The sequence below is a fragment of the Streptomyces hygroscopicus subsp. hygroscopicus genome (assembly GCF_001553455.1).
Classification (GTDB): Bacteria; Actinomycetota; Actinomycetes; order Streptomycetales; family Streptomycetaceae; genus Streptomyces; species Streptomyces hygroscopicus.
In genome coordinates, this window is the sequence record NZ_BBOX01000236.1 from 1 (window position 1) to 11,814 (window position 11,814).

Genomic DNA, 11,814 nt, shown 5'->3' on the forward strand with positions numbered 1-11,814 from the left:
ATGAGCGTTCCCGCGAGCCGGTGACCGGCGGTCGGGGTGGTGCGGGGTGCTGGGCGCATGCACCGTCCCCTTCCTGCTGGGTGCTCGGCGCGGGGTCCGGGGCCCCGGCCCGGGAGTGGACAACCGGGGCCCCGGACGCTGGTGGGGGCGGGGGCGGGGGTCAGGGTTCGACGAGACCGGCGCGGATGGCGTAGCGGGTCAGCTCCAGCCGGTCGTGCAGACCGAGTTTGTGCAGGAGGTTGGCCCGGTGGCGGTGCACGGTCTTGACGCTGATGAACAGGATCTCGGCGATCTCCTTGGAGGAGTGCCCTTCGGCGACGAGTTTGAGGACCTCCTCCTCGCGCGGGGTGAGGAGCTGGTCGGGGTTTTCCTCGCCGTGGCGGACGCGGTCCAGGTAGGTGCGGATGAGGGCGGTGACCGCACCGGGGTAGAGGAACGGCTCGTTGCGCATCGCGGCCCGGCAGGCGGCGACCAGATCGCGGTCGGCGACCGACTTCAGCACGTAGCCGCAGGCCCCGGCCTTGAGCGCCTGGAACAGGTACTGCTCGTTGTCGTGCATGGTCAGCATCAGGATGCGCAGGCCCGGTCTGAGCGCCGCCAGCTCGCGGGCGGCCTGGAGGCCGGTCAGCCGCGGCATGGCGATGTCGAGCACGGCCAGGTCGATCTCCTGGCTCCGGGCCGCCTCGATGGCCTCGGCGCCGTCCCCGGCCTCGGCGACCACCTCCAGGTCGGGTTCCCGGTCGAGGATCAGGCGGACGCCGCGGCGTACGAGGGCGTGGTCGTCGGCGAGCAGGATACGGATCGGCGTGGTGGTCGCGTGCGACGGCGCCGAGGCCGTGGCGGGTCCGGGCGGGGTCGGGTCGGGCATGGTCAGGGCTGCTTCCTGGGTGCGGGGGTGGTGAGGCGGATCCGGGTGCCGGTGCCGGGCGTCGAGGTGATGTCCAAGGTGGCTCCGGCGAGCAGGGCCCGTTCGCGCATGCCGCGGATCCCGGCGCCTTCGCAGGCGGCCTCGATGCCGCGGCCGTCGTCGGTGATCTCCAGCAGCACCGCCTCGCCGGCGCGGCGCAGGCTCACCTCGATCCGGCGCGCGTCCGCGTGGCGGGCCGCGTTGGTCAGGCTCTCCTGCGCCACGCGGTACAGCACCAGCTCGCTCTCCGGATCGAGGGCGGGCAGGTCGGCGTCGAGGCGGCGCACGATCCGCAGCCCGGTGTGGGTGGCGAAGTCCTGTGTGAGCGAGGTCAGCGCGCTGACCAGGCCCAGGTCGTCCAGAACGCCCGGGCGCAGGCGGCGCACCAGGCGGCGGACCTCGTCCAGGCTCTCCCGGGTGATCTCCTGGGCCTGCTGGAGTTCCTCGCGCAGCGGCTCGGGGGCGTCGTCCGCCGCGCGCCCCAGCACCAGCAGGATCGCGGTCATGCTCTGCCCGACCTCGTCGTGGAGTTCCTGGGCGATGCGGCGGCGTTCCGCCTCCTGGGCCAGCAGCGCCCGGGCGCTGGACGTGGCACGTTCGTGCTCCAGCCGGTCGAGCATGGCGTTGAAGGTGCGGATCAGCTCGGACACCTCGCTGCCGCCCCTGGCGCCGGGCACCGGCAGCCGCTGGCCGGGGCGCAACAGGTCGACGGTGGTCATCAGCCTGGTCAGCCGGTCCAGCGGGGCCAGGCCCCAGCGCAGCAGGGTGCCGTTGGCGACCAGCATCACGGCCAGACCGCCGACCAGGATGACCGCCTCGGTCAGCACCACGGGCACGGAGACGGTCACCGGCGCCCACAGCAGCAGCGCCGTGGCGGTGCCCAGGACCAGGGCGTTGAGCCCGAAGATCCGCCAGAACAGCGACACCGGGGGACTCCTCCTTCTGCGCTCCGGGTGTGATCAGCTCTACTGTCGCTCATCGCCCTCCGGGCGGAGCCGCCGCAACTGATCACGACCGAGCCTGTCACAGCCTGCCGCCCGCACCGCACGCGGTCGATGGGGCCCGTCCCCCATATCCGGGGTCACCGGGTACCCATGCGCCGTCCCCCGCCCGCCGTGGTCGACCAGCGCGTCGAGGCCGCCCTCACCCGCGTCCGCCGCCCCCCGCCCGCTCGCCGTGGTCACCGCTGTCCCGGGCAAATGGGGTCCGCGCCCGATGGGCTTCCGGCGCGGGGTCGAGCAGAGTCGAAGCAGACCGAGCCGTCCGGCCCGGCGGCCCTCGCGGCCGGCGGAACCGGGCGGCCACTGCTGCGCGCAGCGCGCTTTGTGAGAAAGGACCTCATCGTGCCGCTCGACACCGCCCAGACCGGTCCCCGCTCCGGACGGCTGGCCTCCCACGAGGCCCGCCAGCGCCTCGAACACGCCCGCAACAGCCGCCTGGCCCAGCTGCGCGCCCTCGACGAGAGCGCCCAGAGCACCGACGCCCATCTGCTGTCCGCGCAGACGGAGGCGATCCAGCGCGTCCTCACCGAGATCGACGAGGCGTTCGCCCGCATCGACGACGGCTCCTACGGCACCTGCCAGGGCTGCGCCAAGCCCGTCCCCGCCGAACGCCTGGAGATCCTCCCGTACACCCGGTACTGCGTCGCCTGCCAGGGCCGCGCCACCGCCTGACCGCCCCGTCCCGTCCCGCCCGTCTTCGTCTCCGCCCTGCTCAAAGGGGTGAAGTGGTGAACCACCAGACCATCGGCGACCGTGCCGCCCACCTGTCGTCCGAGGACCTCGCCGCGCTGCGGGAGAACCTGCGCGAACAGCGCCTGTTCCGCCAGGAGCAGCTGCGGCAGATCGCCGCCGCGCCCCGCGCCGAGGGCCCGCTCCGGGGCCCCTCCGCGGCACAGGCCGAGGTGCGCGTCGAACTCGCCGCCTCCGCGCGCATGGTCCTCGCCGACGTGGAGGCGGCGCTGCGGCGCATCACCGAGGGCCGCTACGGCACCTGCCACCTGTGCCGCCGCCCCGTCGAACGCGAACGCCTGATGATCGTTCCGCAGGCCCGTTACTGCGCACGGTGCCAGCAGGTCCGGGAGGCCGGGCGATGACCGTCATCCGCCGCTCGCGGACCGGCTCGCCCGCCGGGCACCGGCACCGGCCCTGGCCGCTGTGCCGGCACTGCTGCGGCCTCGCGCTCGACCTGGGCAGCGCCCGCACCCGCGCCTGGCTCGCCGGCCGCGGAATGATCCTCGACGTGCCGACCGTCACTTCCCCCGGCGCCGGCGCGGTCCATCCGATCCAGCGCGGCACCATCGTCGACGTCCCGGGAACGGCCCGGATGCTCGACCGGCTGCTCGGCCACCGGCTGCCCCGCCCCACCCGCCCGCTGGTGGTGGTCACCGCGCCGGTGCTGGGCGGCCCCGCCTACCGGGAACGGGCCCGCACCGCCGTGGAGGTGCTGCGCCCACGCGCGGTCCTGACCGTCCCCGCCGCACGCGCCATCGCCCTGGCCGCGGACGCCGACCTCTCCCGGCCGCTGCTCGTGGTGGACGTCGGCGCCCACCTCACCGAAGTGGTCCTGCTGCTCGACGGTGTCGTCTTCGACGCCCGCCGCACCGCCCTGGGCACCGCCGATCTCACCGGCCCCGGTGCCACGGCGGAGATCAGCGAGGCCGTCACCGGCATGATCACCTCCATGCTCCGGCAGGACCGCACGTCCCTCACCGCCGAAGCCCTGAGCCGGGGAGCCCTCCTGGCCGGCGGCGGCGCCCTGCGCCCCGACCTCGTCCGCCGGCTCATCGGCGGTCCGCACGCGCCCGTGCGGGCGGTTCCCGCCCCGCACACCGCCGCGATCCGCGGCGCCGCCAAGGTCTTGCGAGCGGCGCACGCCCATCCCTCGGCCGGCGGCACGTCCCCGCCCGGACCCGGTCCGCTGCCCCGCTGAGCCCTGCCCCGCCCCGCGCCGTACGCCGGTCAGCGCCGTACGCCGGTCAGCGCCGTACGCCGCCCGCGCCGTACGCCGCCCGCGCCGTACGCCGGTCAGCGCCCGCGCCCGCGTCGCCCGTGCCCGGTCGCGGTCACCCTCTGCCCCGGTCGCGCGGTCATCCACCGCGAACCCGGACGCGGTCACCCCCTGCCCCGAAAAGGAGAACCACAGTGTGCGGTGTGATACCTCCCGCGCAGCCGCCCCCCGATCCCCCGCACCACGGGCTCGTGCATCCCCTGTCGCTGTGGCGCTGGCGGCACAATCCGCTGTACCGGTGCACCGACCGCCTTCAGGGCTGGACCGCCCTGGTGCTGTTGCTGCTGGTGCCGGTCCTGGGAGTCGGTGCCGCGTTCGTCATCGGTGACGCCGCCCACCGGCACTACCTCGCGGACGCCGAGCACCGGCGGCAGACCCTGCGCCTGACCACCGCCGTGCTGGTCCACGACGCCCCGGATCACCCGGAGCCCGGATCGGCGGAGGCGAGGGAGAACCGCTATCCGGCCCCGGTCCGCTTCACCGACCGGGACGGACGGACCCGCACCGGCGAGGCCGAGGTACTGCCCGGGTTGCGCGCGGGCAGCTCCGTCGAGGTGTGGGTGGACGCGGACGGGAGGATCGCCGAGCCGCCCCTGAACGCCGAACGGATCCGCAGCCGCACCATGGGCTGGGCGCTCGTCGCCTTCCTGACCGTGACCTTCGCCGGTGGTGTCGTCTACCGCGGCGTCACCGTGGTGCTGCGCCGGCGCAACCTCGCCGAGTGGGACACCGAGTGGGCCAGGACCGCGAAGCGCTGGACCACATCCCCCTGAGCCGCCGTCCACGGTGACGTCGGTGGAGCACCTGGAGCGGGCGGCCATGGGCCGCGCGGCCCGACGCGCCCGGCGCCGGTCCCCGCCGCTACCGCGTCCCGGGGGTGAGCCTCTTTTCGAACCAGTGGTGGGCGTAGGGCTCGTCGTTGAAAGCGGGGACCTCGGCGTACCCGCTGCCGCGGTAGAGACGGGTGGCCGCCTCCAGGGCCTGGTTGGTGTCGAGCCGCACCACGTCGCAGCCGTGCCGGGCGGCACGTTCCTCGAGTTCGGACAGCAGGCGTCGGGCCAGGCCGAGCCCCCGGGCGCGGGGGTGGACCCACAGCCGCTTGATCTCGGCGGGGGCTCCGGCCGGCAGCTTGAGCCCGGCGCAGCCCACCGGCTCGCCGTGCAGCCGGGCGACGAGGAACAGACCGCGCGGCGCGCGCAGTTCGCCCGGGTCGGGCAGCAGGCTGTGCGCGGGGTCGAAGCCGCCCTCGAAGAGTTCCTGGAGTTCGGCGGCGTAGGACCGCAGGCAGTACGCGGCGTCCGGATGGCCGGGGTCGAGCACGTCCACGGAGACCACCGAGGCGGTCAGCAGCCGCTCGACCTCCGCCATGGCCGAGGTCAGCCGGTCCCGCTGCCGGGCATCGAGCGGGGCGAGGAGCGCTGTGGCGAGTGCGTCGCTGCGGTCGTTCAGGAGGGCGCGCTCCCGCCGCCCGGCTTCGGTCAGCCGCACGGTGCGCACCCGCCGGTCACGGGGGTGGGGCTCGACGGCGACGAGGCCGTCGCGCTCGAGTGCCCGCAGCAGCCGGCTCACATAGCCGGAGTCGAGGCCGAGCCGGGCCCGGACGCCGCGGATGTCGTGCGGGCCCTCGTCGCCGATCTGCCAGAGCAGCCGGGCCTGCCCGTAGGGGCGTGCGCCGCCCAGATAGCGGTCGTGCAGCACCCCGATACGCTCGGCGACCGTCCGGTTGAACCGCCGCACCCGCTCCACCTGCTCAGTCGTCATTCTCTGACCTTAGTCAGAGAATCGTGGCGGGGGCAAAGGGCGGATGCGAGGCCCCGTGAGCCAGGGCCCGGTCGTACGGGAGGACCCCGGCCGGCGGGCGGCGGGCGGCGTGGCCGCAGGCCGGGCGCCCCCGCGCTCCGGACCGGCTTCTTTGGCTGCCGCCACCAGGCTTGACGGTTCCTTGATCATCGGTGTGGGTTCGACCGCCACCGCGCGCTGGCGGTCGCCCCCCTGGTCCCCGCCGCCGGATCCGGCGGCCGGTTCCCGGCCACGGCTCCCCGGCCACGGCTTCCCGGCCACGGCTCCCCGGCGGGGGCCACGGCGAGGGCCGGGCGGTGGGGGAGGCCGCCGCCGGGCTCGGGCGCGTGCGCACCGGGCCGTACCCACCGGATGACGGCCACGCGCGGACGGGCCGTCAGGGGAGTTCGACGCTGATGATGTCGCGCAGCCGGGCGCGCAGGCGTTCCGGCATGTCGATGGCGTGGGGATCGAGCAGCCACTGGATCTGCAGACCGTCGATGAGCGCGATGAGGTCCACCGGGAGGCCCGCCGGGTCCACATGGGGGCGCAGCAGCTGACGGCGTGCCAGGTCGTCCACCGCCGACCGCATCGCGCGCCGGGCCCGCTGGTAACGGGCGACGAAATACGGATGCGCCGGGTGGTCCGGAGCGCTCGCCTCGCTCGACAACACGGCGAACAGGCTCACGATGCCCGGGTTCGCCTGGTTGTGGGCGACCAGCCGGATCATGCTCGCGAAGTACTCCAGGCCGTCCCGCGCCGCCTCACCCGCCTGGAAGAAGCGCTCGTCGTCCTGGCGCTCACGCTGTTCCAGCACGGCTGCCAGCAGCGATTCCTTCGTCGGGAAGTGGTGCAGCAGGCCCGCGCGGGAGACCCCGCAGGCGGCCGCGAGCCGCACCATGCTCGCGTTGCGGTAGCCGACCGTCCCGAACGCGGTGAAGGCGGCCTCGATGATCTGGGCGCGCCGGCGTTCGCCCTTGGGGTAGTTGCGCGGGACCCCGGGATCGCTCCGACGTGCTGACGCTGCCGCCTTATCCATGTCGGAATGCTATCCATCCAAAGAAACCGACAGTAGTGTCGGTATTGTTGCGGGCCGCACGGGCCGGGGCTGAACTCCCGGCCGCGGAGCGGCCGTTCACCCACTGGGAGGGGACCTGTGTCCACACCACACCTGTCCGTGCAGCTCTACTCCGTCCGCCAGGCGCTGGGACACGACCAGGACGGCACGCTCGCCCGCCTGGCCGCCCTGGGCCTGCGCAATGTGGAGGTGTTCGACTTCGTCCACCGGGCGGGGGAGTTGGCCGAGGCGCTGGACCGCCACGGACTGTCCGCGCGCACGGGCCACGCCGTCCTCCTGTCGCCCCCGGCGCACTCCGCCGAGGGCACGGCCCCCGCGCCGACCCTGGAGGAGACGTTCTCCGCGGCCGGGCGGCTGGGCCTGGAGATGGTGATCGACCCGTTCGTCCCCGCTGCGCGGTGGAGCGACGAGAAGGAGATCGCCCGGACCGCCGCCCTCCTCAACGAGGCGGCCGCCGTGGCGGCGGACCACGACATCCGCGTGGGATACCACAACCACTCGCAGGAATTCGTCCACTCCTTCCACGGGGTGGACGCCTTCGACCTGTTCGCCGGGCAGCTCGACCCCGAGGTCGTCCTCGAGATCGACGTCTTCTGGGCGGCGGCCGGCGGCTATGACGTGGTCGCGCTGCTGGAGCGGCTCGGCAGCCGGGTCCGGGCCCTCCACATCAAGGACGGCCCCATCGTCGAGGACCCGTTCTCCTCCGGCGCTCCGCTCGACCCCGCCACGCTGGGCCAGGTCCCACCCGGCCAGGGCCGGGTACCGCTCGACGCGGCCCTCGCCGCGGCGCCCCACGCGACGTACGCGGTCATCGAGTTCGACCACTACGGCGGCGACATCTTCGAGGGCATCGGCGCGGCCGTCGGCTACCTGAACGACAAGGGCATCCGCTGATGAGCGCCACGGGGCCGGTCGGCGTCGGGTTCATCGGCGCGGGCATGATCAGTGACCAGTACCTCGAAAACCTCACCGCGTTCCCCGACATCGCCGTCGTGACCCTCGGCGACCTCGACACCGGCCGGGCCGCGGCGCAGGCGCGGAAGTACGGCATAGCCGAGTCGGGTACCAGCGCGGACGTGCTCGCCCATCCGGATGTCGAGCTCGTGGTCAACCTGACCATCCCCGCCGTCCACGCGGAGGTCAGCTCGGCGGCGGTCGCCGCGGGCAAGCACGTGTGGTCCGAGAAGCCGATCGCCGTCGACCGGCTCAGCGCCCGGACCCTCCTGGAGGAGGCCGCCGCGGCCGGGGTGCGGATCGGTGTCGCTCCGGACACGGTCCTCGGCCCGGGGGTACAGACCGCCCGCCGGGCGATCGCCCGGGGCGACATCGGCGCACCGCTGTCCGCGCAGACCGTCATGCAGTACGCGGGGCCCGACACCTTCCACCCCAATCCGGAGTTCCTGTTCGCCCGGGGAGCCGGCCCGCTGTACGACATGGGGCCCTACTACGTCACCGCCCTGGTCAGCCTCTTCGGCCCGGTCGCCCGCGTCTCCGCCGTGGGCTCGACCGGGCGGGCCACCCGCACCGTCAGGACCGGCGACCGGTCCGGCACCGAGTTCCCCGTCAGCGTCCCGACCCATGTCGCGGCGCTCGCGCGGTTCGACGGCGGCGCCGTGAGCCAGAGCGTGTTCAGCTTCGACTCACCGCTCACCCGCACCGGCATCGTCGAGGTCACCGGAACCGAGGGCACCCTCGTCGTGCCCGACCCCAACAGATTCGCCGGGGACGTCAAGATCACTCGCGGGCAGCCGTCCGGCACCCGGGACGCCGAACCGGACTGGGAGATCGTCAAGCCGGTCGGCATCGAAGCCGGCCGGGGACTCGGCGTCCTGGACATGGCACGCGCCATCCGCACCGGACAGCCGCACATCGCCACCGGCGAGCTGGGCTACCACGTACTGGACACCCTCGTCTCCATCGACGAGTCGGTCACCTCCGGCGAAACGGTCCGCGTCGACAGCCGCATCCCCGAGATCCCGCTCGTACCCGAGGACCGAGACCCCTACGGAGCATCCCTGTGACCAGGCCCCTTCGCGCCGGATTCATCGGAGGCGGCTTCATGGCCGCCGTGCACACCCGCGCCGCGACGGCCGCCCGCGCACGGCTGGTGGCACTCGCCTCCTCCTCGCCCGAGCGGGGCAAGCACGCCGCTCACCACCTCGAGGTCGAACGCGCCGAACCGGACGCCGACGCCCTGGCGAGCGCGCCCGACATCGACGTCGTCCACGTCTGCAGCCCCAATCGGCAGCACGCCGAGCACACGCTGGCCGCGCTGGCCAACGGCGCTCATGTCATCTGCGAAAAGCCCCTGGCCTTGACGGTCGCGGACGCGCGGCGCGTGGTCCAGGCCGCGGAAGAGGCGGGCCGGACAGGCGCCGTTCCGTTCGTCTACCGCTACCACCCCATGGTCCGGCAGGCCCGGGAGATGGTCGCCCGTGGCCGGCTCGGCACCGTACTCACCCTGGACGCCTCCTACCTCCAGGACTGGCTGCTGGAGGACAGCGACCACAACTGGCGCGCCGACGCCCGTACCGGAGGCCCCTCCCGCGCGTTCGCCGACATCGGGTCCCACCTGTGCGACCTCATCGAGTTCGTCACCGGCCGGCGCATCCACCGCCTCGCCGCGCGCACCCGCACCGTCTTCGCCCGTCGCGGCGGCAGGCCGGTGACGAACGAGGACATCGCCGCCCTCCTCATCGAACTGAGCGACGGCGCCCTCGGCACCCTGCTGATCAGCCAGGTGGCGCCGGGGCGCAAGAACAGCCTCACCCTGGAACTGCACGGCACCCGGGAAAGCGTGCGGTTCGAGCAGGAGCGCCCCGAGGAACTGTGGATCGGCCGCCGGCACGGATCGCAGCTGCTGCTGCGCGACCCCGACGGCGCCGCCCCCGACTCCGCACGCCTGTCGGTGCTTCCCGCCGGACACCCCCTCGGCTACCAGGACGCGTTCTCCGCGTTCGTCACCGACGCCTACCGCGCCATCCGCGGCGAACAGCCCGATGGCCTGCCCACTTTCACCGACGGGCTGCGCGCCGTGCAGCTGACCGAGGCCGTGCTCGCCTCGGCGGAGGACGGCGCGTGGATCGACACACCCCCGGCGCAGTCTCCCGCCAGCCACCCGAACGAGGACTGAAACATGACCGCATCCACCCACCCCGTCACCCTGTTCACCGGACAGTGGGCCGACCTGCCGTTCGAGGAGGTGGCCCGGCTCGCCGCGCAATGGGGCTACGACGGACTGGAGATCGCCGCCTCCGGGGACCACCTCGATCTCCGGCGGGCGGACGAGGACGACGCCTACGTCACCTCGCGGCTGGAGATCCTCCGGCGCCACGGGCTGAAGGTCTACGCCATCTCCAACCACCTGGCCGGACAGGCCGTGTGCGACGCGCCCATCGACTTCCGCCACCAGGCGATCCTCCGGCCCTACGTATGGGGGGACGGCGACCCCGAAGGGGTCCGTCAGCGCGCGGCGGAGGACATGAAACGGGCGGCCCGGGTGGCCCGCAAACTCGGCGTCGACACCGTCGTCGGCTTCACCGGGTCGTCCATCTGGCCCTACGTCGCCATGTTCCCGCCCGTTCCGGCCTCCGTCATCGACGCCGGATACGAGGACTTCGCCCGTCGGTGGAACCCCGTTCTCGACGTGTTCGACGCCGAGGGAGTGCGGTTCGCGCACGAGGTGCACCCGGGCGAGATCGCCTACGACTACTGGACCAGCGTGCGCGCTCTGGAAGCCGTGGACCACAGGGAAGCCTTCGGATTCAACTGGGACCCCAGCCACATGATGTGGCAGAACATCGATCCGGTCGGCTTCATCACCGACTTCAAGGACCGCATCTACCACGTCGACTGCAAGGACACCCGGCTGCGTCCGCGCAACGGCCGGGCCGGTGTCCTCGGATCCCACCAGGCGTGGGGGGACCCGCGCCGCGGCTGGGACTTCGTCTCCACCGGACACGGTGACGTCCCCTGGGAGGACGCCTTCCGGGCTCTGAAAGCCATCGGATACGGCGGTCCCATCTCCATCGAATGGGAGGACGCCGGTATGGACCGGATGCACGGCGCCGCGGAGGCGGTCGCCTTCGTCCGCTCCCTCCTGTGGCCACGGCCCGAGGTGGCCTTCGACGCCGCCTTCTCCCACCAGTAGGCCCGCGGCTCGGCACGGCCTGCCCGGGGCGTCGTCGCGGGCCCGGCCGTGCCGGGCGGTGGCGGGGTGGCGCGGTGGCGGGGGTGTCGCGGGCCCGGGGTATGGGCGGGCCGGAGGAGTGGGGGGTGTCGCGGGTCCGGTGTATGGGCAGGCCGGGCGTCGGGGGTGTCGCGGGTGCGGGCTGAAAGCGTCGGGGGAGGGGCTGCGGGTCCGGGGCATGGGCGGGCCGAAGGCGTCAGGGGCGTCGTGGAGGCTGATGGCACGGCCCTCCGTCCGACGTCGGACCGGCCGCGTGCGGCACGGCGGAAGGGCCGTCCGGGGCGCACCGGGCGCGCTGGGGGCACCGGGGCGTAACGGGGCGCACTGGGGGCACCGGGGCGTAACGGGGCGCACTGGAGCACTCCGGGGCGTACCGGGCCCCACGCCCAGTGCTGCAGTCGCGAGATCGGCTGCGTCACTCGGCGCTGCCTGGGCACACGAGGGCCAGACCGGGGGGATCTCCCGAAGGAGTACTGTCATGATCAAGAAGCTGCATGACATCGGTCTGCGCAGTGAGCACGCCTACACCGCCGCTGTGGCCTCCATCGGCCTGTCCGTCTTCACCTGGGCGGCCTCCCTGCGGGCCGAGCCCGGTACCGGACTGGACCGGGCCGATCGCTGGGGCATCTTCGTCGGCGAGTGGGCCCCCACCCTCTTCTGCCTCGGGCTCGCCCTCTCCCACTACGAGCAGGAAGAAGGCTCGCTCATGGGCAAGGCGCACGCCGACGGCGAGCGGCGGCGGCAGATGGCCAGCGCCCCGTAGCCCGTAGCCGTTGGCCGTAGCAGGCCGTGACCGTGGCCATCGGCGCCATCGGCGCCATCGGCCGCCTTCGTCAGCCGCCGGTCACCGGC

The 11,814-nt window shown here is 73.6% G+C and carries 13 protein-coding genes; 9 read left to right on the forward strand and 4 right to left on the reverse strand.

All coding sequences use genetic code 11. The features are described 5' to 3' along the window. Window positions 1–160 precede the first annotated feature (160 nt). Both AXW62_RS23495 and AXW62_RS23500 read right to left on the reverse strand, forming a co-directional pair. The gene (locus tag AXW62_RS23495; protein WP_060946248.1) at window positions 161–868 is read right to left on the reverse strand and encodes a response regulator; all 708 of its coding nucleotides are present in this window, start codon (window positions 866–868) and stop codon (window positions 161–163) included. Between the two features lie 2 nt (window positions 869–870). Beyond that, window positions 871–1,833, reverse strand: coding sequence for a HAMP domain-containing sensor histidine kinase (locus AXW62_RS23500; RefSeq protein ID WP_060946249.1), 963 nt, complete (start codon window positions 1,831–1,833; stop codon window positions 871–873). A gap of 417 nt (window positions 1,834–2,250) precedes the next feature. Here AXW62_RS23500 and AXW62_RS23505 point away from each other — a divergent pair, with 417 nt between their 5' ends. From AXW62_RS23505 to AXW62_RS23520, 4 genes are all read left to right on the forward strand, one after another. Beyond that, a complete protein-coding gene (locus tag AXW62_RS23505; protein ID WP_060946250.1) occupies window positions 2,251–2,580 on the forward strand; it encodes a TraR/DksA family transcriptional regulator in 330 nt (109 codons plus the stop codon). A gap of 53 nt (window positions 2,581–2,633) precedes the next feature. After that, entirely contained in the window at window positions 2,634–3,002 is a 369-nt protein-coding gene (locus tag AXW62_RS23510) for a TraR/DksA family transcriptional regulator (RefSeq protein WP_060946251.1), read from the forward strand. Continuing rightward, window positions 2,999–3,838: an acetate and sugar kinases/Hsc70/actin family protein gene (locus AXW62_RS23515; protein WP_060946252.1), complete on the forward strand. Its 840-nt coding sequence runs from the start codon at window positions 2,999–3,001 to the stop codon at window positions 3,836–3,838. The genes AXW62_RS23510 and AXW62_RS23515 overlap by 4 nt, the downstream gene beginning before the upstream one ends. A 269-nt stretch (window positions 3,839–4,107) precedes the next feature. Further along, window positions 4,108–4,689: an Rv1733c family protein gene (locus tag AXW62_RS23520; RefSeq protein ID WP_252368697.1), complete on the forward strand. Its 582-nt coding sequence runs from the start codon at window positions 4,108–4,110 to the stop codon at window positions 4,687–4,689. 88 nt (window positions 4,690–4,777) lie between these two features. Here the strand turns inward: AXW62_RS23520 and AXW62_RS23525 are convergent, their stop codons facing one another. Both AXW62_RS23525 and AXW62_RS23530 read right to left on the reverse strand, forming a co-directional pair. Further along, on the reverse strand, window positions 4,778–5,677 hold the full coding sequence (locus tag AXW62_RS23525) for a bifunctional helix-turn-helix transcriptional regulator/GNAT family N-acetyltransferase (protein WP_060946254.1): 900 nt from the start codon (window positions 5,675–5,677) through the stop codon (window positions 4,778–4,780). A 415-nt stretch (window positions 5,678–6,092) separates the two neighbouring features. Next, on the reverse strand, window positions 6,093–6,734 hold the full coding sequence (locus AXW62_RS23530) for a TetR/AcrR family transcriptional regulator (protein WP_060946255.1): 642 nt from the start codon (window positions 6,732–6,734) through the stop codon (window positions 6,093–6,095). A gap of 117 nt (window positions 6,735–6,851) precedes the next feature. On the opposite strand from AXW62_RS23530, the gene AXW62_RS23535 reads away from it, so the two are divergent. The 5 genes from AXW62_RS23535 (at window position 6,852) to AXW62_RS23555 (ending at window position 11,725) form a co-directional block, all read left to right on the forward strand. Further along, on the forward strand, window positions 6,852–7,667 hold the full coding sequence (locus AXW62_RS23535) for a sugar phosphate isomerase/epimerase family protein (protein WP_060946256.1): 816 nt from the start codon (window positions 6,852–6,854) through the stop codon (window positions 7,665–7,667). Beyond that, window positions 7,667–8,794, forward strand: coding sequence for a Gfo/Idh/MocA family protein (locus AXW62_RS23540; RefSeq protein ID WP_060946257.1), 1,128 nt, complete (start codon window positions 7,667–7,669; stop codon window positions 8,792–8,794). The genes AXW62_RS23535 and AXW62_RS23540 overlap by 1 nt, the downstream gene beginning before the upstream one ends. Then, a complete protein-coding gene (locus AXW62_RS23545) occupies window positions 8,791–9,906 on the forward strand; it encodes a Gfo/Idh/MocA family protein (RefSeq protein ID WP_214516872.1) in 1,116 nt (371 codons plus the stop codon). Before AXW62_RS23540 ends, AXW62_RS23545 begins: the two co-directional genes overlap by 4 nt. Before the next feature lie 3 nt (window positions 9,907–9,909). Beyond that, window positions 9,910–10,923, forward strand: coding sequence for a sugar phosphate isomerase/epimerase family protein (locus AXW62_RS23550; RefSeq protein WP_060946258.1), 1,014 nt, complete (start codon window positions 9,910–9,912; stop codon window positions 10,921–10,923). Window positions 10,924–11,440: 517 nt separating this feature from the next. After that, window positions 11,441–11,725: a hypothetical protein gene (locus tag AXW62_RS23555; RefSeq protein WP_037647618.1), complete on the forward strand. Its 285-nt coding sequence runs from the start codon at window positions 11,441–11,443 to the stop codon at window positions 11,723–11,725. The last annotated feature ends 89 nt before the right edge of the window (window positions 11,726–11,814 follow it).